The organism is Thioclava sp. IC9 (assembly GCF_002213225.1).
Taxonomy (GTDB): Bacteria; Pseudomonadota; Alphaproteobacteria; order Rhodobacterales; family Rhodobacteraceae; genus Thioclava; species Thioclava nitratireducens.
In genome coordinates this window covers 683,064-701,891 of sequence record NZ_NBNX01000001.1, presented here as the reverse complement: position 1 = coordinate 701,891, position 18,828 = coordinate 683,064, and the positions used below count along the sequence as shown (strand labels likewise).

The 18,828-nt window shown below is 61.4% G+C and carries 17 protein-coding genes and 1 pseudogene; 7 read left to right on the top strand and 11 right to left on the bottom strand.

From position 1 onward, the window contains the following. Positions 1 to 105: 105 nt before the first annotated feature. Positions 106 to 699 (top strand): outer membrane beta-barrel protein, encoded by a 594-nt coding sequence (locus B6V76_RS03145; protein WP_166504528.1) that lies wholly within the window; start codon positions 106 to 108, stop codon positions 697 to 699. 100 nt (positions 700 to 799) lie between these two features. Here the strand turns inward: B6V76_RS03145 and B6V76_RS03140 are convergent, their stop codons facing one another. The 7 genes from B6V76_RS03140 to B6V76_RS03110 form a co-directional block, all read right to left on the bottom strand. After that, positions 800 to 1,408 carry a TetR/AcrR family transcriptional regulator gene (locus B6V76_RS03140; protein ID WP_075776547.1) on the bottom strand — a complete coding sequence of 203 codons (609 nt, stop codon included), beginning with the start codon at positions 1,406 to 1,408 and terminating at the stop codon, positions 800 to 802. Beyond that, positions 1,401 to 2,297, bottom strand: a complete 897-nt coding sequence (gene ppk2 / locus B6V76_RS03135; protein ID WP_088726642.1) for a polyphosphate kinase 2 — start codon at positions 2,295 to 2,297, stop codon at positions 1,401 to 1,403. The genes B6V76_RS03140 and ppk2 overlap by 8 nt, the downstream gene beginning before the upstream one ends. A 156-nt stretch (positions 2,298 to 2,453) precedes the next feature. Next, entirely contained in the window at positions 2,454 to 3,437 is a 984-nt protein-coding gene (locus B6V76_RS03130) for an alpha/beta hydrolase (RefSeq protein ID WP_088726641.1), read from the bottom strand. Continuing rightward, positions 3,412 to 4,332, bottom strand: a complete 921-nt coding sequence (metA, locus tag B6V76_RS03125; protein WP_075776544.1) for a homoserine O-succinyltransferase — start codon at positions 4,330 to 4,332, stop codon at positions 3,412 to 3,414. Before metA ends, B6V76_RS03130 begins: the two co-directional genes overlap by 26 nt. Before the next feature lie 54 nt (positions 4,333 to 4,386). Further along, the gene (locus B6V76_RS03120; RefSeq protein ID WP_075776543.1) at positions 4,387 to 5,241 is read right to left on the bottom strand and encodes an ATPase; all 855 of its coding nucleotides are present in this window, start codon (positions 5,239 to 5,241) and stop codon (positions 4,387 to 4,389) included. Positions 5,242 to 5,291: 50 nt separating this feature from the next. Continuing rightward, positions 5,292 to 6,197 (bottom strand): DMT family transporter, encoded by a 906-nt coding sequence (locus B6V76_RS03115; protein WP_088726640.1) that lies wholly within the window; start codon positions 6,195 to 6,197, stop codon positions 5,292 to 5,294. 118 nt (positions 6,198 to 6,315) lie between these two features. Further along, a complete protein-coding gene (locus B6V76_RS03110) occupies positions 6,316 to 7,404 on the bottom strand; it encodes an outer membrane protein transport protein (RefSeq protein ID WP_088726639.1) in 1,089 nt (362 codons plus the stop codon). A gap of 479 nt (positions 7,405 to 7,883) precedes the next feature. Between B6V76_RS03110 and B6V76_RS03100 the strand changes: the two genes are divergently transcribed. After that, the gene (locus B6V76_RS03100; RefSeq protein ID WP_166504527.1) at positions 7,884 to 8,777 is read left to right on the top strand and encodes a GNAT family N-acetyltransferase; all 894 of its coding nucleotides are present in this window, start codon (positions 7,884 to 7,886) and stop codon (positions 8,775 to 8,777) included. A gap of 39 nt (positions 8,778 to 8,816) precedes the next feature. On the opposite strand, the gene speB is transcribed toward B6V76_RS03100, so the two are convergent. Next, the gene (speB, locus tag B6V76_RS03095) at positions 8,817 to 9,806 is read right to left on the bottom strand and encodes an agmatinase (protein WP_088726636.1); all 990 of its coding nucleotides are present in this window, start codon (positions 9,804 to 9,806) and stop codon (positions 8,817 to 8,819) included. Between the two features lie 107 nt (positions 9,807 to 9,913). Between speB and B6V76_RS03090 the strand changes: the two genes are divergently transcribed. Beyond that, on the top strand, positions 9,914 to 10,876 hold the full coding sequence (locus tag B6V76_RS03090; RefSeq protein WP_088726635.1) for a tellurium resistance protein: 963 nt from the start codon (positions 9,914 to 9,916) through the stop codon (positions 10,874 to 10,876). A 299-nt stretch (positions 10,877 to 11,175) separates the two neighbouring features. Further along, positions 11,176 to 12,624 carry an IMP dehydrogenase gene (gene guaB, locus B6V76_RS03085; protein WP_075776536.1) on the top strand — a complete coding sequence of 483 codons (1,449 nt, stop codon included), beginning with the start codon at positions 11,176 to 11,178 and terminating at the stop codon, positions 12,622 to 12,624. Between the two features lie 226 nt (positions 12,625 to 12,850). On the opposite strand, the gene B6V76_RS03080 is transcribed toward guaB, so the two are convergent. The 3 genes and pseudogenes from B6V76_RS03080 to B6V76_RS03060 all read right to left on the bottom strand — a co-directional run. Next, complete coding sequence (locus B6V76_RS03080) at positions 12,851 to 13,372, bottom strand: RNA 2'-phosphotransferase (RefSeq protein ID WP_088726634.1); 522 nt, start codon at positions 13,370 to 13,372, stop codon at positions 12,851 to 12,853. Between the two features lie 320 nt (positions 13,373 to 13,692). Next, positions 13,693 to 14,070 carry a hypothetical protein gene (locus tag B6V76_RS03075; RefSeq protein ID WP_088726633.1) on the bottom strand — a complete coding sequence of 126 codons (378 nt, stop codon included), beginning with the start codon at positions 14,068 to 14,070 and terminating at the stop codon, positions 13,693 to 13,695. Between the two features lie 758 nt (positions 14,071 to 14,828). After that, positions 14,829 to 15,005 (bottom strand): annotated as a pseudogene (locus B6V76_RS03060) (IS3 family transposase); the annotation flags it as partial. A 303-nt stretch (positions 15,006 to 15,308) separates the two neighbouring features. On the opposite strand from B6V76_RS03060, the gene B6V76_RS03055 reads away from it, so the two are divergent. Genes B6V76_RS03055 through B6V76_RS03045 form a run of 3 tightly spaced genes read left to right on the top strand, consistent with a single transcriptional unit; the run spans position 15,309 to position 18,734 of the window. Continuing rightward, positions 15,309 to 16,544, top strand: a complete 1,236-nt coding sequence (locus B6V76_RS03055; protein WP_088726630.1) for a nucleotidyltransferase — start codon at positions 15,309 to 15,311, stop codon at positions 16,542 to 16,544. Positions 16,545 to 16,576: 32 nt separating this feature from the next. Beyond that, positions 16,577 to 18,286, top strand: coding sequence for a ThiF family adenylyltransferase (locus B6V76_RS03050; protein WP_240497792.1), 1,710 nt, complete (start codon positions 16,577 to 16,579; stop codon positions 18,284 to 18,286). Continuing rightward, positions 18,264 to 18,734 (top strand): Mov34/MPN/PAD-1 family protein, encoded by a 471-nt coding sequence (locus B6V76_RS03045; protein ID WP_088726628.1) that lies wholly within the window; start codon positions 18,264 to 18,266, stop codon positions 18,732 to 18,734. The genes B6V76_RS03050 and B6V76_RS03045 overlap by 23 nt, the downstream gene beginning before the upstream one ends. The last annotated feature ends 94 nt before the right edge of the window (positions 18,735 to 18,828 follow it).

Below are 18,828 nucleotides of genomic sequence, written 5' to 3'. Positions count from 1 at the left end.
ACCAAGCCGATTGACGTTGCATTGAATGAGCATAGGTCCGGGCAACGGATCTGATCCAAAACGTCTCAACGGGGGATGAACCCCCAAGACAGGAGAGAGAGAAACATGAAACGTATCATCGTTACGTCGAGCATTCTGGCACTCGCTGGCTCCGCCGCGATGGCGGGCGGCTACACCACCCCGGCACCGGCTCCAGAAGTCACCCCGGCCCCGGTCGCGGTCGCGCCCGCGCAGTTCAGCTGGGACGGCTTCTATGCCGGTGCTCAACTCGGCTACGGCAAGGCTGACCAGTCGATCGATGGCGACGGCGTCGTGGGCGGTCTGCACGCGGGTTATCTGCGCGACTTCGGCGGCTATGTCCTCGGTGGCGAGCTTGCCTATAACGCCGCGAACATCGACGACAGCAACTCCGCCGCGAAGGTCAACTCGATGACCGACCTCAAGATGATCGCCGGTGCGCCCTACAACAACATGCTGTTCTACGGCACGCTCGGCGCGTCCTACGTCGACGCTGACAACGCCTCGGGCGACAGCATCTCCGACACCGTTCCGCTGGTTGGCGTCGGCATGAAATATGCCATCAACCCGAAGTGGACCGTCGGTACCGAGCTCGACTACCGCAAGGGCAACAACTTCGACGGCACCACCAACGATCTGAACACCACGACGCTGAACCTCACCGCGTCCTACAAGTTCTGATCTCAGGCGGATCGTCTGATATCGACGGGCGGGGGGAAACCTCCGCCCGTTTTTCTTTGTCCGGATGATGCTGCGACGCGGCGGGATCGGGCAAGGCCGCTCAATCCGGAGCGATCAGGCCCAGCCCGCGCAGATAGACGCCGATGCCGCTTTCCAGAAGGTCCTCGGGGGCATAGGGCGCGCGATTTCCCTCGCGGGAATAAAGCTCCACGACGCCGTGGCTCATCGCCCAGACATGCGCCGCGACCATCGCGACGGGCGGGCGCTTTTCCGGCGGCATATGCGCCATCAGGGCGCGCGTCGCACGTTCCATCGCGTCGCTGGATTTGCGCGCCACCGCCGCAAGATCGGGTGAGCGGTTGGGCGATATGCCGCTTTCGAACATCGCCATGTAGTGACCGGGATATTTCCGCGCGAAGGCGAGATAGGCGCGACCCACCGCGGAGAACGCCGCCAGCGCCGAAGGCTTGCCGCCGTTCCACGCGTGATCCAGCAGGTCGCCGAAGATCAGATAGCCCTGCCGCGCACATTCCGCGATCAGGTCCTCGCGCCCCTCGAAATGGCGATAGACCGCAGCCGGGGTCACGCCTGCGCGTTTCGCCGCTTCCGAGAGCGTGAAGCCGGTCGGGCCCTTCTCCTCGATCAGTTCCAGCGCGGAGGCTACGAGCGCCTGACGCAGGTTGCCGTGATGATAGCCTTGCTTAGACATTCAGAACGTCGATGCCACCGCAGATTTCACCGTCGATCTCGCCGATCGCGTCGCGGTCCTTATGCGCATAGTCGACCGCGTTCAACACCGTCTGGATCGCGGCGATCCGGGCGCGTTTCTTGTCGTCCGAGCGGATCACCGTCCAGGGCGCATGCGCATTGTCGGAGCGCGCCAGCGTCTCCTGGATCGCGTCGGAATAAGCGTCCCAGCGCTTGAGCCCTTCGACGTCGATCCAGCTCAGCTTCCACTGTTTGAGCGGATCCTTCTCGCGCTTGAGAAAACGGCGCAACTGTTCGGCGCGATCCACGTTGAGCCAGAGCTTCACGAGGATGATCCCGTCATCGACCAGCATCTTCTCGAAATCGGGCAACTGGCAGAAGAAATGCTCGCGCTGCTCGGGCGTGCAGAAGCCGAAGACATGTTCCACCACGCCCCGGTTGTACCATGAGCGGTCGAACATCGCGATCTGGCCCGCGGCCGGAAGCCAGTCGACATAGCGCTGGAAATACCATTGCGTGGCTTCGGTCTCGGTGGGCTTCGGCAGCGCCACGACATAGGCCGAGCGCGGGTTCAGGTTCTGCCGCATCCGCCCGATCGTGCCGCCTTTGCCCGCCGCGTCGCGCCCTTCGAAGATCACCGCGATCCGCTTGCCGGTTTCCTTGGCGTCCCAGAACATCTTGACCAGCTCGACCTGAAGCGCATCCATGTGACGGTCGTATTTCTTGCGCTTCATCTCCTCGTCGTGAGGGTAGGAGGGCGAGAGCATGTCATCCTTGCCCGCCTTCTCGATCGCCTCGCGCACGACGTCCGGCGCTTCCTCCTCGAGGTAGCGGGTGATGTCGCCCACGAAGGGGATATCGAACGGCGGGTCACTCTTGTCCTTGGCCATGATCTGCCTTTTGTCGTTTCACGGCAGTATGCTGCGCGGGCCGGGACGGTGCAAGCGGTGCCGCACAGCGGCGGGCAGGCGATACCGGTCGTGTGACGTGCGCGCAAAACCGCAGGAGTGACCGCTTTTCAAGCGACTGCAGTGCTTGAGTGTCGGTTACTCCGCCGCCGCCTTCATCGGGATATCATAGCCAGCGCGCGTCGCGACACGGTCCACCGCGGCGACGGTCTGGAGCAACGCGACATGCGGGACCATGTGTCCGATCCCGTCGAGCGAGATCAGTTCCGCCCCCGGCACCTCCTTCGTGAAGGGCACCGCGTGGATTTTCTCGCCCACGATGGTGTCGGCCGTGCCATGCAAAGAGACGATCGGGAGGTCGAGATCGGGATAATGGGGGATCATCTGCTGAATTTCGGGCTTCAGCTCGGCACGCTGGCGGGCATTCACCCGCATCGTTTCGACCCGCAGCGTCATGCCGGGGCCGAACCAGCGCATGTAGCCGATCGGCATCTCCTGCGGCGCGAAGACTCCTTCCACCTCGGAGCGAATGATCGCGGGTGGCGTCCAGGCTGAAATCAACGGGACGGCGATCGCCTGACCCAGTGGCGGCGACGTGATCTGATAGAGAAGCGGCAGCCCGGTGTCCCAGCTATGCGAAGGAGCGGAGACCGGCACCAGACCCGAGAGCGTGCCGGGCAGATATACCGCCCAGGCAATTGCGACAGCCCCGCCATAGGAATGGCCGAGCACGATCGGTTCCTCCGCGCCCGCCATCTTCGTCGCCTGCTGCAGCAGCTTGGCCTGGTCCTCGATCGTGTCGTGCCCCTCCGGCAGCGGATCGGAATAGCCGAACCCAGGACGGTCGGGCACGAAGACGCGATAGCGTTTCGCTAGTTCCGGTGCGAGATCGAAGGTCAGATCGCGGGCCGAGCCCGAGGCGCCGTGGATCAACACGACCGCCGGGCCGTGATCGCCCTTGATGACCATATGCACACGCTGGTCCCCAACGTCCACGAATATGCCGTTGGGCGGATAGCGCTGCTCCGCCATCCGGCCGCGCCAGCTCTCGAGTCCCCAGGTCGCGCCGCCCAGAATGAGCAGCACGAGGACGAGGCTAGTTACCAATCTCGGCCAGATCATACGGAGTTTCCTGATAAATCTCGTTAATCCAGTTGCCGTAAAGCAGGTGGGCGTGGCTCTTCCACCGGTTCGTCGGCACCCGGCTCGGGTCGTTCTCAGGATAGTAATTCGCGGGGACGTTGATCGGTTTCCCCGCCGCGACGTCACGATCGTATTCTTCTTTCAGCGTGCCGCTGTCATATTCCAGATGGTTGAAGATGTAGAGCGCCCGATGAGCGCGATCTTCGACCAGACAGGGCCCGGTTTCATCGGAATGGATCAGCGTGATCATGCCCGCCGCTTCCAACTCGTCACGCCGCATCTCGGTCCAGCGGCTCACCGGGATCAGCAGATCGTCCGAGAAGCCGCGCAGGTAAGGCGAGGCGGGCGCGCAATTGCGATGCCGGAAGCAGCCGAAGGCCTTGTGATCGAGCATGTGCTTGTTCACGCCGTGGAAGTAGTGGGCCATCGCCATGCCGCCCCAGCAGACGCCGAAGGTCGAAAAGACATGGGTCTGCGTCCAGTCGAAAATCCGCTTGAGCTCTTCCCAGTAAGTCACCTCCTCGAAAGGCAAATGTTCGATCGGAGCACCGGTGATGATCAGCCCGTCGAACTTCTCGCCGGTGGCCTCGACCTCTTCGAAGGGACGGTAGAACTCTTCCATATGCTCGGCGGCGGTGTTCTTCGTCTGATGCTCGCTCATGCGGATCAGCTGGAAGTCGATCTGCAGCGGCGTCGCTCCGATCAGGCGTGCGAACTGGTTCTCGGTCTGGATCTTCTTCGGCATGAGATTGAGAAGGCCGATCCGGATGGGTCGGATTTCCTGCCGCGATGCGCGCTCGGGCGACATCACCATCACGCCTTCCCGCGACAGGATGTCGAAGGCGGGGAGGTTTTCAGGCAGCTTGATCGGCATTGTTTCTCAGTCTCTTGCAGGGTGAAGTTAAAGTGATGCGTGAAGTGTCCAGGCTCACGCGGGCAGCGCGTCGGCGATCAGCGATGTAAAGCCTTTTGCGTCGCGGACAAGGTAGAGGTCTTCGGCACGGATCGTCACGCCCCAGTTTCTCGCCATCGCCGCATAGCGCGGCTGACGATGGGCCAGCGCTTGCGCATAGGTCCAGCGCACGAAGTCGTCGGGGTCGACCTCCGTTTCGGCCACACCTTTCAGATCGCGATACTCGTCCCATTTCGCGGCCAGAAACGCGGGCTGATAATACATCGGCTTCGGCGCGCGCGAGAAGCGCTTGATCAGCTCCTCGGTATGGGCTTCGGAGCCCTCGATCCAGACCATCAGCAGGTTCTGCGACAGCGAGGTCAGGATCGGATCCTCGGGGTCGTCGGGGTCCACCACCTCGCAGATCGAGCCGCCGGAATCGCACAGGAAATTCTCGATCCCGTAAATCTGCTTCGCGCGGTCGATGAAATGCGCGGTGTCGAGAAGCGCGTCCATCTCGGCCTTGCGGTGCTGGCGCTGGCGTTCGAGGTATTCCTCGAAGGGCAGCCCGCCCTTGGTCGGATCGCCCGGCTTGCCGAGATAGGTCGACAGCGGCGCGAGGTTCTCAAACGTGATGTTCGATGCGATATAGACCGAGTCCGACAGCAGAAGCTCCGCCAGGAACGGGTTCTTCATCGCCTCGCGCTTGAAGTTGTCGGCGATATATTCGCCCATGTAGCGCGTGCCGATCCGGTAATCGACGGAGTAGTGGAACCAGCCCTCGTCGCGCAGCAGGTTCGCAGCCCAGGTCTTGCCGAGGCCGGACATGCCGAACAGGGCAACCTTCCTCGATTTGGCGGCCAGCCATTCGGCGCGATTGGAATAGATCATCGTGTCCCCATAGGTCTTTCGCCCCGGTGTAGCCCGGCAATGCGCGCGCGTCACGGGGTTTTGGGGCGGCGGTTGAGGATCATCAGGCCAAGCGCGAGGATCGCGAAGCCCAAGGCCTCCGCCCAGCCCAGACGCTCGCCATAGACCGCCCAGCCTGCGAGGATCGCGACCGGCGGGATCAAGAGCGTGACGAGGGCGAGATTGGCTGCCCCCGCCATCGCAAGGATGCGGTAATAGAGCAGGTAGGCCAGCGCCGAACAGCCGACACCCAGCCAGAGCATCGCGATCCAGACGGCAGGCGCGTAGTCGAAGCTCGGCACGCCTTCGGTTAAAAGCAGAATCGGCAGCGTCCAGATCGCACCGCCGGTGAGCATCCCGGCCGCTGCAACTTCGGGCCGTAAGCCTCTGATTGCAAAGCGCGCATAGGCGCCCGCGAAACCATAGCTCAGCGCCGCTCCCAGCACGGCGAGCTGGCCCGCCGAGGTCAGATCGAACCCCTTCAGCGCATCCGGCCCGATCGCCACCACGACGCCCGCGAAACCGACTGCGATGCCGGTGGCTTTGCGTGCGCTCAGCCGCTCGTCGGTGAAGACCACCGCCGCGACCAGCGCCCCGAAGATCGCGGTCGAGGCGTTCAGGATTGAGGCCAACCCGCTATCGATATGCTTCTGCCCCCAGACGATGAGAGAGAAGGGAATGGCGTTGTTCAACAGCCCCATGATCAGGAAATGCCCGAGATAGATCGGGTGCCGCGGCACCGGCAGGCGGCGCAGCGCGACATAGGCCCAGATCAGCACCGCGCCCGAGGCCACGCGCAGGAAGACCACGGTAAAGACGCCCGCACCTTCCAGCGCCGCGCGGTTCGACAGGAAGGACGAGCCCCAGATCAGCGCGAGCGCCGCGAGCAGCGCCCAGGCGAGTGGGGTGAGGGATAAAGGGGCGGGTGCGTGTTTCATCGCTTCGATCTAGCGGGCGGCAGCGACGCGCACCACCCGGAACTTGCGGCAATGTCGATGTTCCAAGAAAAAGCCCCGCTCGAGGCGGGGCTTTTGTAAAAAAATCAGATGCTTGCGATCAGAAGTTGATCCCGACGCGCAGCCCCGCACCCCAGCCGTCATTGCCGGAGAAGTCACCGCCGATCGTCGATGTGGTCGCATCGCCAATATCGACATAGCGCACACCGCCGGTCACCTTGATGTTCTGGGTCGCCTGATAGCTTGCCGCCAGCGAGACCGACTTGAAGCCATCGGTCGGGCCGAGGTTGCCGGTCGGTTTGCCGGTGTGCTTCTCGTAGCCGAACATGATCGCACCCGACCACTGGTCGTTGAAGCGACGGCCAACGCCGAGGTTGTAGGTGATCGTGTTGTCAGAATAATCCACGAGCGAGGCTCCGCCGGTGATCGTCTGATAATTGGGAGGGGTAATGTCAAACTGCGTCCAGTGAACCCAGCGGACCGACCCCATCAACAGCGTGTCCTTCATGATCCCGGTCTGGAATTCCAGATTCACCGATTCCGGTACCGTCGTTTCGAAGGTCGTGTTGTTCGTCCCCATCGCGCTGGTCTCTGTCGCGCTGAAGTCGTGATCAATCTTCGAGTTGTAGGTCAGGGCCACGCGCGCGGCGATCTCGGGCTTCTCCCAAGCGGCCCCGATGACGTAACCGAAGTCGGTCTCTTGTGAAGTGTCCAGATTGTAGTAGTTTTCGCCGCCCAGATAGAGTGAAGCCTTGCCCGAAACGCTCTCGCTGCGCAGACCGCCATAGACGGAGATGTTGTTAGGCATCTTGTAGCGCGCCAGCGCGGTGATTGCTGCTGATTTAATTGTCGCAGTCGAGCCCGCGATCGGATAACCGGTCCCCGAGGGATAGTTGACCTTTGCGCCGACGGGCTGATCGAAGATGACCGCAAGATCCCACTGGTCGTTGAGCGCCTGCTTGTAACCGAGGCTCAACGTGCCATAGCCCGGCGCCATGTCGCCGGATTTCAAGGCTCCGCCGCCGACCGTACCCGACACATCCGGGTTGAACGCACCGAAGCTCACTTCGCCGTAGTTCCCCTGTTCGAACAGGATGCCGACCGATTGCGTCGAGCGCTCCACCCCGCCCGCATGGGCCGCGCCTGCGCCAATCGCGAGGGCGACCATAGAAGTCATCACACGTTTCATAATTGTCCTCTTCCCTAACGTGTCCCGAAGGAGATCCTAACGTCTCGAAGGAATTCCTTTTGGCGACGCTACCACCCGGAAGGTGTAAATCAATCTGGGGATCACGGTGACGTCACGTTCTGTTGCAGCTGTGCAGGGAAAAGCGTGTCTTCGCGGTCACTCCAGGGTGACCTGAACGTCAAGTTCTGAACTGAAGCGTTCAGAAGTCACTGGAAAAGCTGAGAATCGCGAGAAGGCCGAGCCAGAGCGCCGCGCCGAAGATTGCGATGAAAAGCGCGCTCCAGAGCGTCGCGCGCGACGCTGGCAGATTTCGCGGTTCCTCGGTCTGGCGAGGGCGCAACGGTTTGCGCGCGGGTCTGGGTGATCGGCGCAGGTTGCGGAGGGCGTTGGAGAGGATGAGGGGCATGTTCGCCTCGAGGTTGAAACTTTTCGCGTCTCCATTAACCCAGACTTAGGTGAAGCCGGCCTTAATGGCAGCGATGAAACCTCTTCGTGTCATGCAGTTTCCCGGCTCCGACGACAGCTGGAACCGTGCGTTGCGCGCGCTTGCGCCGGAACACCCTCCGGCTGTTCAGCAGGCGGCGCTCTATGGAACGATCGCGGCCGCGCACGGGCGGCGGTGCCTGCGGCTGGAGGCGACATGTCAGGGCAGGCGGGTCGCGCTGGCCCAGATGATCGGGCGCGGCGGTTTGTGGCTTCTGTCGCGCGGGCCGGTCTTTGCGCCGGAGCTCGATATCTGGATCCGGCGCGCAGTGCTGCGTCGGATCGCGCGCCGTGCCGGGCTGGTGCTGATGACGCCGGAAAACCCGCTGGCCGGGTTCGGGCTGATCCCGCTGATCACCCCGCGCCACCATGCGCATTGGTCCTTGCTCCCCAATGCCCACATGCTGCGCGCAGGCTTGGCGGGAAAATGGCGCAACAGGTTGGCGGCAGCAGAGCGTGCCGGGCTGTGCGTGGAGCCCGAGCCCGAGATCGAGTGGCTTCTCGCCTCCGACGCGGCCCAGCAACACGCGCGCGGTTACCGCGCCTTGCCGCCGAGCTTCACCCTCGCGTGGGCGGATCGCAGCCCCGCCGACCTTCTCGCCTTGCGCGTCGCGACATCGAAAGGAGAGCGGATCGCGGGCGGCATCTTCCTGCTTCATGGCGAAGGTGCCAGCTATCACATCGGATGGACCGGGCCGGAAGGGCGCGTGTCCGGCGCGCATAACCTGATGCTCTGGCAGGCCGCGCTGCGGCTGAAGGCGCGCGGAATCCGACAGCTCGATCTCGGTGCGGTGGATAGCGAGGACGGGGCAGGGCGGATGCACTTCAAACTGGGCACCGGCGCCAAGCCGCACAGTCTCGGGGCGACTATGTGGGTGTTGCCGCGCTAACCCCTTCCTCTTGATCCAAATATCCCCGCCGGAGGCTCCTCAGCCCGCCGCAGACGCGCCGCTGGACTGTCGCGCGTGGAAGATGAAGCCGAGGAAATTCAGCAGCACCTGCGCTGCGAGGATCGGGGTCGAGCCGCTGGGGTCGTAATCGGGGGCGACCTCGACCAGATCGATGCCGACAACTTCGTGCCGCTTTGCCACGCCCTCCAGGATCTCCAGCACCTCGTAATAGAGAAACCCGCCATGGCTCGGCGTCCCGGTGCCGGGCGCGATCGAGGGGTCGAACCCGTCGATATCGATCGTGACATAAATCCGTGCGCCTTCCGGGATGCGGGCCAGCACGCCCTCGGACCCCAGCTTGCGCACCTGCCGCACGCTCAGGAAGTCGTCGCCCATTGCGCGGGCGGCGTCATACCCGTCTTTCGCGGTGGAAGAGACGTTGCGAATGCCAAGCGCGGTGATGCCCGAGACATAGTCCTTCTCGGCGGCGCGGCGCATCGGATTGCCGTGGCCTTCGGTGACGCCGTGACGCTCGTCCACGAAATCGAGATGGGCGTCGATTTGCAGGATATGGATCGGTCCCTTCTCGGCGCAATCGGACTCAAAGGCGCGGATGCAGGGAATATTGATCGAGTGATCGCCGCCGATCACCACCGGCAGCGCGCCCGCCTTCAGCATCGCACGCACGCCGGCCTCGATATTCGCATGGCTCTTCACCGTGTCGGTATGAACGATGTCGGCATCGCCGATATCGACGATCGTGACCTCCGGCCCGAGATAGGTCGCGTCATCCTCGTGGTCGTAGGCGCCCGCGTGTCCGAAGGAGAACAGCGTCGAGGCCTCGCGCACCGCCCGCGGCCCGAACCGCGCGCCGGGGCGGAACTGCGTGCCGAAATCGAAGGGCGCGCCCATTACTGCCACATCCGCCTCGATCGCATCCCAATCGGCCACGTATGCGCGCTTGCCGAAAGTCGAAATCCCCACGAAAGGCAGGTTCAGCCGCCCCGCCTCATACCCATGTCCCGCCATCTTTCCTCCAGACACCCTGTCGCACCCCCGACAGCTTTTCGCCACGCGCGAAATATTGCAAGCTTCTGCGCGACCGAAATGATTTGCCGATTGCCCGAGGAGAGCGCATGTCCTTCGCCCCGCCCAAGATGACGCCCAAGGGCCTGTTTCGCCGTACGCCTCCCGCGATGTTCCCGCCCGTGCTGGGGCTGATGGGCCTCGGGATCGCGTGGCGGCGCGGTGTGGGGCAATTCGCGCTGCCGCCCGATCTGGCGGAGCTGTTTCTGGGCGCGGTGACCTTGCTCGCGCTGTTCACGCTGGTTGCCTATGGCGCGAAGATCGTGCGGCGTCCGGGCGTGGTGTTCGAGGATCTGCGCGTGCTGCCCGGGCGTGCGGGGCTCGCGGCGGGAACGCTGACGATCTATCTGATCGCGGCGTCGCTTGCGCCCTATGGCGGGCTGGCAGCGATCGTCTTCTGGCTGGGCGTCGTCGTGCATCTGGGGCTGATCGCGGCGGTGATCTACACGCTCGCGACCGGCCCGGCCGAGCAGCGCCGCGTCAATCCCACGTGGCAGCTGACCTTCTCGGGCTGGATCGTCGGCGCGGTGGCGGCCGTGATCCTCGGGCTCGATAGCGCGGCTCTGGTGATGTTCTGGGTCGCGATGCTGTCGGCCGTCGTGATCTGGATGATCTCGCTGCGACAATTCGCACATGAGCGCGTTCCCGCGCCGCTGCGCCCGCTACTCGCCATTCACCTCGCGCCTGCGGCGCTGCTCGGGACTGTCGCGAGCGGGTTCGGCGCGATGGGCATCGCGCAGGCGATGGCGATCCTGTCTGCGGGCTATTTGCTGGCACTGGTCGTGTCGGTGCGCTGGCTGCTCGCTGGGGGCTTCTCGCCGCTCTGGGGAGCGTTCACTTTCCCGGTCGCAGCCACGGCGGGGTGCTGGCTCGCGCTTGGCGGCGTCTGGGCGCTGCCCGGCGCGCTGATGCTGACGGCGGCGACGCTGGTCGTAGTACCGATCGCGCTGAAGGTGTTGCAGCTTTGGGCGAAGGGGCAGCTTGCGATGAAGACCAACGCTGCGATTGCGTGAGGCGAAAGGGCGGCCCCCGAGCCTCGGCTGGGCGCTTTGCTCCGCACGTGGCCGGCCGCTTTGTCTTGAAGGCCCGGGTGTCGAGTGCGCCCGCGACGACATGACCAATGCGTCCAACCGGGGGAGGCTCGGGCGCGGCCCGGGGGCTGGTCGCCCCCGCGCCCAGAGACCTTTGGCGCGGCACACGCAGGCCAACCTTTCCGCACACCCGCTGCGTACCGCGTCCGCGAGGGGTTGCCTTCGCGTCCATTGCGTGAAACAGCAAACTGCCAAACGCATCTGGACACTGGAGACCCCCCATGCAGATTCGCGAGGCGCTCACCTTCGACGACGTTCTTCTTCTTCCCGCAGCCTCTTCGGTGCTTCCGGCAACCGCAGATGTTTCGACCCAGGTGACGAAGAAAATCCGTCTCAACATCCCGCTTCTGTCCTCCGCGATGGACACCGTCACCGAGGCGCGCATGGCGATCGCGATGGCGCAGGCGGGCGGCGTGGGCGTGATCCACAAGAACCTCACCGTCGCGCAGCAAGCCGACGAGGTCCGCCGCGTCAAGCGTTTCGAGAGCGGCATCGTCTACAACCCGATCACGCTGCGCCCGGATCAGACGCTGGCCGATGCGAAAGCACTGACCGAGCGCTACGGTTTCTCCGGCTTCCCGGTCGTCGATGAAAACCGCCGCGTCGTCGGCATCGTGACCAACCGCGACATGCGCTTCGCCCAGAAGGACGAAACTCCGGTCTCGGTGATGATGACCACCGACAACCTCGCGATCCTGCAGGAGCCGGCGGATCGGTCCGAAGCGATCGCGATGATGCGCGAGCGCCGGATCGAGAAGCTGCTGGTGACCGATGACGAGGGCAAGCTGACCGGCCTGCTGACGCTGCGCGACACCGAGCAGGCTGTCCTCAACCCCACCGCCTGCAAGGACGAGCTGGGCCGCCTGCGCGTGGCCGCCGCGACCTCGGTCGGCGATGCGGGCTTCGAGCGGTCCGAGGCGCTGATCGATGCGGGCTGTGACCTGATCGTTGTCGACACCGCCCACGGCCATAGTCAGGGCGTGATCGACGCGGTGAAGCGCATCAAGCAGGTGTCGAACGATATTCAGGTGATCGCGGGCAACGTGGCGACGGCAGATGCCACCAAGGCGCTGATCGACGTGGGCGCGGATGCAGTGAAATGCGGCATCGGTCCGGGTTCGATCTGCACGACGCGGATGGTCGCGGGCGTGGGCGTGCCGCAGTTGACAGCAATCATGGATTGCGTGAGTGCGGCCGGAGACGTGCCGATCATCGCCGATGGCGGCATCAAGTTCTCGGGCGATTTCGCGAAAGCCATCGCGGCGGGCGCAAGCTGCGCCATGGTCGGCTCGATGATCGCGGGCACCGACGAGAGCCCCGGCGAAGTGATCCTCTATCAGGGCCGCTCGTTCAAATCCTATCGCGGCATGGGCAGCTTAGGTGCGATGGCACGCGGCTCGGCGGATCGCTACTTCCAGAAGGATGCGGCGAACGACAAGCTCGTGCCGGAAGGCATCGAGGGGCAGGTGCCCTACAAAGGCCCGGCAGGCGCCGTCGTCCACCAGCTCGTGGGCGGTCTGCGCGCAGCGATGGGCTATACCGGCTCCGCGACGGTCGCCGAGATGCGCACGAACTGCAATTTCGTCCGCATCACCGGCGCGGGTCTCAAGGAAAGCCACGTCCACGACGTCGCTATCACCCGCGAGAGCCCGAACTACCGGATCGGATAATGAAGTAAAAACAATGCCTTGAAGGATTAATGGCTGCGTTCAATATCATGCAAGTGTCGTGAATTATCGCTGATTTTCGGCAAGTATCGCTCAGTGTAGATGCAAAACAGATGCAGTGCAGGGGCGATAGATGTAGCCACCAACTCACGACAAAAGCCCGTCCAGAGCTTCTCTCGAGAGCTGGCGCCTGGGCCCGCGTGCATGAAAGCGCGGGCCAAGGTGACAGTTACAGAGAGAAATACCCCGTCTGCACTTCATCGACGAGCCATACTCCGTTGTCAGACTGAAAGAAGTCATGCCCGTATGCATGCAGGCCGGCGGCGTCGACATGAAGTACGACCGGTTTTCCGTGTCGCCTGCCGACGCGAGCTGCAGTTTCCATATCTTCGGTGAGATGGACGAAGCGGCGGCGCCCAGGCAAAATTCCGTGATCGAAAATCTGATCGAGATGCTGCGATGCGGTTCCGTGAAATAACAGTGCCGGCGGTGCAACAGGCGGCAGACCGAGTTCAACTTCTACAGAGTGACCGTACGCAGCTCGAATCCGGCCGTTTCTCAGAGTGAAGCGCTTCTTGTCATCTGAGCCCGCGATCGACGTCAGTTCGTCGTGCGTCATCCTGCGCCCGTGCCGCATCATCGAGCGCAGGAGAACATCAACGCGAACCCAGCCTTCGCGATCGAGCTCGACCCCGATCAGTGCGGGATCGTGTCGCAGTACCTTCGACAAGAATTTGCTCTGCTTGCTCATGCCCCAAGTGTCCTGCGCGCGATGTATCTCTCAATGAGCTAAGACTGACCGCCGCGTGAGCTCGTGTCGCTGGATAACTCGCGTAACCAAAGCGCCGCCAATACCCACCTCCAGGAAGACTTTGAGTTTCTCCTCGTCGCTCCACCGACGGCGCCGTTCGACATCCGGAACTTCTCCCAACATGGCGCTTCCCGATACGACACGTCGGCAACAACGTCGTTATTCACGTGCCTCATCTCGCTCCGCCTCCATCAGCGAGGCGGCATCAATCGGGCGCGTACGCTACGGCTGCCGTACGACGCGTATCGTATGCCATTTGCCTATGTTTTCTTGCGATGGAGAGTTTCGATCAGAAGCCTTCTGAAGTTAGTGCCGAAACCATCAGGGAATGAAGTAGATTTTTCGCTAAGATCCTGGAACCATTCGTCATTGTCGCTTTCCATCCGTAGTACTTCAGCCAGCTGCTGGCAGTTCTCTTGGGTGAGGCTATGTGGCCCGGGCTCAGTCAGAGAAATACCTTGAGTGGTCAAAGCAACGAGCTGTCCGTTAGTTTGTTGATGCGCCTCAAGGACGCCTTTTTCGACGCCTGTGGCTACGAGCTGTTCTGGTAGCCAGCCTGCCAAACGAAACCTCATAGCTTCGTACCAGCCAGGCTCAGCCCAGCGAACATCAAGATAAACGAAATCTCCATCATGCATGATTTGCTCCCATTTTGGGAGCAGGCGTTAGCATGGGGTACGCGGGTGTGTCTATAGCCAGAGGAACAACATGGCGGGCACACTGCACACAAAAGAGTATCGGGCGGTCGTGAAAGCTTTAGTTGAGTTACGCGCTGAGCGAGGATTGTCGCAGACAGACTTGGCAAATCTACTGGAACGAAACCGCTCTTACGTTGCAAAAGTCGAAATCTGTGAACGTCGTCTCGACATTATCGAATTTTGTATCTGGGTCCATGCATTGGGCTGCGATCCTGCGGAGTATGTGAGAAAACACCTCTGCAACCTACCAAAAAGGGACTGCTCTGTTCTCTGAAAAACTGGGCCGTTTGAGGTCGGAGTTTGCGGCTACTCTCTCTGGGCCAGGGAGGGAGCGTGCTACATCCTAAGGCCACTGAATAGTCCGCGATGAGTTCGCGTTTCGACGACGAGGACGCCGTCCTCGATTCCGGCTCGACGGATCGGCGCCTTGGTCAGGGCGACGCCCAGTGGTCGACCCGCCTCCGTGAGAAGCCGCACGCCCTTGTTCTCGACCAACAATGCCAAGTCCTCGTCGACCATCAGGTCGCATTTGGTCGTGCAGTCCTGCAACCCCACAAGGCGGTCGCCCTCGAGTACGTAGAGCCGGGTGAATGTCTGGATGTATAGATAGCGATCTGCTTCCAGGATCCGGACCGGCGCGGTGTCCACATCGTAGAGGGCGACGGGGTTCGCGGCGGCTCTAAATAGCCCCGCGCTACTTAGGCGCCTTCGTGTCTCATTTGCTGCCGCCGCTTGAAGTCGACGGGCGACAGTATTCCGTGTCGGGCGTACTTGTGCTTAGGGTTGTAGAAAATCTCGATGTAGTCGAACACATCCTGCCCGGCTTCTTCGCGTGTTCGGTAGGTTCCTCGACTGATCCGCTCATGTTGCAGTACTTTACCTACCTCTGATCTTCGATAATTCTATGGTCTGCTGGAATGGCGGCTTCGGTGATGCGGCGATGCGGCCTCCTGGCTGAGGCCCAAGAACGACACTGGGCCGTTCACTGCGCCAAAGCAGGAAAGACGGTTGCCGGAAGTTCGCCGCAGGCGCGAGAGAATTGGCATGCCGACCGGCAAGTGGTCGTTCTCTGCGAATGCGATGGAACATCGTCGGATTAGCAGCAACGGACGTCCCGAGCGTTGTAATCTGCCTACCAGCCATTCATATTGCGGGAGAACGAAGGGGGAAAGTTGAGCATGGCTGTCACGATCACAAAGCAGGCCGAAGCGTATCTTGAGGCTTTGGCAGCGGGGCTCGAGATTCCGTCGTCGCGCTACGATCAGGCTGAAAAGAGCTATAAATCACTCGGCGAATGGCTGCAGCGAGATGCGTCCATTGTGCGGGATCATGATCCGGACATCTTTGTACAGGGTTCCTTCCGGCTCGGCACGGTCATCAGGCCGATGTCTGACGATGAAGAGTATGACGTGGACTGTGCCTGCTCGCTCACACGTCTGAGCAAGTCGGATCTGTCGCAGCACGATCTGAAGAACATGCTGGGTCAAGAGATCAAGCTCTACCGTGAAAGCAAGGGCATCAAGAAACCGGTGCACGAAGGCCGACGGTGTTGGCGCCTTGAATACGCCGATGGCGCCCAGTTCCATATGGACATCGTGCCCTGTATTCCAAACGCCGAAGATCAGCGTCTGCTGCTTGAGGCGCGCGAACTCGATGCACAGTTTGCCGACACGGCCATCGCCATCACGGACAATGAGGAACTGGCGTACGACGCCATCACGGACGATTGGCCACGCTCCAATCCGCGGGGATACGCTGAGTGGTTCAAATCGCGCATGGGCGATGTCTTCGTTCGAAGACGTCAGCAGCTCTTGAACGAAATGCGCGCGGAGGGTGTGACCGCGAGTGTCGAAGACATCCCGACATATCGGGTGCGCACACCGCTGCAGTCCGCCATCATGATTTTGAAACGGCACCGTGACTCAATGTTCGCGGATGACCCCACGGACAAACCGATTTCGATCATAATTTCCTCGCTTGCTGCGCACGCTTATCAGGGCGAGGAAACGATTGGCTATGCACTGCTGTCGATTCTGAGCCGAATGGAGGACGCAATCGAGCATGACGGTACAAAGTACATCATCAAGAACCCGACTGACGCGCTCGAGAACTTCGCTGATAAATGGGAGGACAATCCGGAGCGTGCCGATGCGTTTTTTGAATGGCTGAAGCAAGCGCGAGAGGATTTTTCCGCCGCCGGCCGTCTGGTCGAACACCGGCGCATAGCAACTGTTCTGGCGAACCGTATGGGGCGGGATCTTACCGATCGGGTTGACGATGGAGTATTGCATGCATCGCGGCCAAGCTCGTCCAGTCTCGTGAAAGCTGCAGGGGTAGCCTCGGCGACCTCAGTCCCCAGTGTTTCCTTTGGAGACGCACCTCGTACGCCAAAAAAACCTGACGGTTTCGCATGACTTGGTGGCTCCTGCAGAATTCAAGACTGGGGATGGAAAAGGCAGCCCTTGCGGAACTTGAGGGCAGCGTGGATTGGCTCTCTGTCGAAAAATGGCAGGCCAACAGCGAACTTGAGATGTGCGTCGCCTTCACCATCACGCATGGCGAAAAACGTTTTGTGTTTCGAATGCGTTATCCAAGTGTTTTTCCGGATGCGCCGCCAATGATCTTCACCGAAGACGGCTCGCGGATTTCAAACCATCAATATGGGGCCAGCGGGGAACTCTGCCTCGAACACCGACCAGATAACTGGAGTCCCGCGATCACAGGCGCGGATATGGTGGCGAGCTGCCAGCGTCTAATCGCCGAAGAGCAGCCCGAGACTGGTGAAATCGTACATGCGCGATCCGCGCACACTGCATCGCTCGGACGAGACCTTCGATCAGAGTCTTATCGTTTCTTATTGAGCGAGAATGATCTTGCAGCAGTCAACGGGCTGCCGGAGCTTGAGGACAGAGAGTTCGCTCTGTCAGAGCGGAAGGCGGCAACCACCTATCTTGCTTCACTAACACGCATAGGGCCAAAGGATGATCCGTCTTGGGTGAGCGATCTGGTCTTGCCCGATGGATTTGGGAAAGAAACGGGAACGGTTGTTCGCGTGCCGGGGGCAGGGAGCTTTGGCTTTGTTACCGCCGAAGCACTGGGTGCTTTTCTTGACCGCGTAGGCCTTCGTGAACTGCGCGGCCGGGTGTTCGAAACCGATGCATTCACACATCTTCTATTGGGCTACGGAGAAAAATGGGAGCTTTTTTCGATCTTTGGTGAGCAAGACGAGCGGAAGGTCTTCCCTTACACTACAGTCATCGTTCCGGCCGGGCAAAAGCGTGTGCCGGATGAATTCAAAGTGTTGGCTGACAAAGCTATCGGGATCGTCGGGTGTGGCTCCGTTGGATCTAAGGTTGCAGCCAGTCTTTGCAGGACGGGCGTGGGCAAGTTTCTCTTAATTGATGACGAAATTTTTTTTCCCGGAAATGCAGTGCGCAACGAGTTGGACTTGAGCGTCACGGGTGCGCACAAAGCGTTCAGCCTGCGCGAACGGCTGGAAAATCTAAATCCTGGTGTGAGTGTCAGTGCGTTGCGCATGGCGCTTGGCGGCCAAGAAAGCGCTGCCTCTATGGCTGGCGCGCTTGAGGCGCTTGGCGAGTGCGATGTGCTGATCGACGCCACAGGGGATCCGACCGCTTTCAACATGATCGCGTCAATGGCAACGCGCAAGAGTAAGCCAATGGTCTGGGCCCAAGTGTTTGCCGGAGGAATTGGTGGCCTTATAGCCAGAGCGCGGCCCAATATTGATCCAATCCCTCTCATGGCACGGGTGCAAATCGACACTTGGTGTGAGGATCAAGGCGTCGAATGGATCAAGCCGGACGATCCGCAGCGCTATGCCGGTCAGAGCGTTGATGGGACACCAATGCTTGCAGACGATGCAGATGTCGGTGTAATTGCCACGCATGTCAGCCGCTTCGTGATCGATCTACTGGCCCGCCCGGACGGCAGCATCTTTCCTTTCTCTGCTTACGTGATCGGCCTTTCATCGGAATGGCTTTTTGACCAACCCTTTGATACGCGGCCAATCGATTTGATCCCTGCTGGGGAATGGGGTGAAACAGTTGAACCGCTTGACGCGGACGCCTTGGTTGAGATCCTCAAGGCCCATTTGCCTCCAAAGGAGGACGCGGATGCAGTTGCAGTTGCCGACTGATGTTCTGCGGCGCATGCGTCGCCATCTGTTCAGGTCAGGGTCACGTGAGATCGGCGGCATCTTGATGGGCGAAGAGATCGGCGACCAAATGTTTCAGATCGTCGACTTCAGCGTAGACACATCCCGCGGAACGCGCGCGCAGTTTTTGCGCGACGCCGATCATCACGATGAGGCCCTTTCGGCTTTCTTTGAAAGAACGGGTGCCGAATACGGTCGTTTTAACTATCTGGGCGAATGGCACAGCCACCCGAGCTTCAGTGTGAACCCCAGTCTTCAAGACGTGCACGCCATGCAGGACCTCGTGGACGGCTCTGGAGGGGTGGACTTTGCCGTACTTTTCATCAGTCGGCTGAGATGGTTTTGGCGCTTCGAGTGCAGCGCCCATCTCTTCGTTCGCGGCCATCCTCCTCACATGGTTAGCGTCACACGTGTGGAAAGCGTCTCTTAGACGCAAGACCCGCTCGAGAATGCTAAAACGCCACTTCGACAACTTTCTCGCAAAGCTCATCGACTGGTGGCTCCGGGTCGCAACGATCGAACGG

What these genes read in the sequence shown, in the direction of transcription:
- B6V76_RS03115 (WP_088726640.1), bottom strand. Translation starts at nt 6,197, where the DNA reads ATGAAACACGCACCCGCCCCTTTATCCCTCACCCCACTCGCCTGGGCG.
- B6V76_RS03075 (WP_088726633.1), bottom strand. Translation starts at nt 14,070, where the DNA reads ATGCATGATGGAGATTTCGTTTATCTTGATGTTCGCTGGGCTGAGCCT.
- B6V76_RS03055 (WP_088726630.1), top strand. Translation starts at nt 15,309, where the DNA reads ATGGCTGTCACGATCACAAAGCAGGCCGAAGCGTATCTTGAGGCTTTG.
- B6V76_RS03110 (WP_088726639.1), bottom strand. Translation starts at nt 7,404, where the DNA reads ATGAAACGTGTGATGACTTCTATGGTCGCCCTCGCGATTGGCGCAGGC.
- metA (WP_075776544.1), bottom strand. Translation starts at nt 4,332, where the DNA reads ATGCCGATCAAGCTGCCTGAAAACCTCCCCGCCTTCGACATCCTGTCG.
- B6V76_RS03120 (WP_075776543.1), bottom strand. Translation starts at nt 5,241, where the DNA reads ATGATCTATTCCAATCGCGCCGAATGGCTGGCCGCCAAATCGAGGAAG.
- B6V76_RS03100 (WP_166504527.1), top strand. Translation starts at nt 7,884, where the DNA reads ATGAAACCTCTTCGTGTCATGCAGTTTCCCGGCTCCGACGACAGCTGG.
- B6V76_RS03145 (WP_166504528.1), top strand. Translation starts at nt 106, where the DNA reads ATGAAACGTATCATCGTTACGTCGAGCATTCTGGCACTCGCTGGCTCC.
- speB (WP_088726636.1), bottom strand. Translation starts at nt 9,806, where the DNA reads ATGGCGGGACATGGGTATGAGGCGGGGCGGCTGAACCTGCCTTTCGTG.
- B6V76_RS03045 (WP_088726628.1), top strand. Translation starts at nt 18,264, where the DNA reads ATGCAGTTGCAGTTGCCGACTGATGTTCTGCGGCGCATGCGTCGCCAT.
- guaB (WP_075776536.1), top strand. Translation starts at nt 11,176, where the DNA reads ATGCAGATTCGCGAGGCGCTCACCTTCGACGACGTTCTTCTTCTTCCC.
- B6V76_RS03090 (WP_088726635.1), top strand. Translation starts at nt 9,914, where the DNA reads ATGTCCTTCGCCCCGCCCAAGATGACGCCCAAGGGCCTGTTTCGCCGT.
- B6V76_RS03080 (WP_088726634.1), bottom strand. Translation starts at nt 13,372, where the DNA reads ATGAGCAAGCAGAGCAAATTCTTGTCGAAGGTACTGCGACACGATCCC.
- ppk2 (WP_088726642.1), bottom strand. Translation starts at nt 2,297, where the DNA reads ATGGCCAAGGACAAGAGTGACCCGCCGTTCGATATCCCCTTCGTGGGC.
- B6V76_RS03050 (WP_240497792.1), top strand. Translation starts at nt 16,577, where the DNA reads ATGGAAAAGGCAGCCCTTGCGGAACTTGAGGGCAGCGTGGATTGGCTC.
- B6V76_RS03140 (WP_075776547.1), bottom strand. Translation starts at nt 1,408, where the DNA reads ATGTCTAAGCAAGGCTATCATCACGGCAACCTGCGTCAGGCGCTCGTA.
- B6V76_RS03130 (WP_088726641.1), bottom strand. Translation starts at nt 3,437, where the DNA reads ATGATCTGGCCGAGATTGGTAACTAGCCTCGTCCTCGTGCTGCTCATT.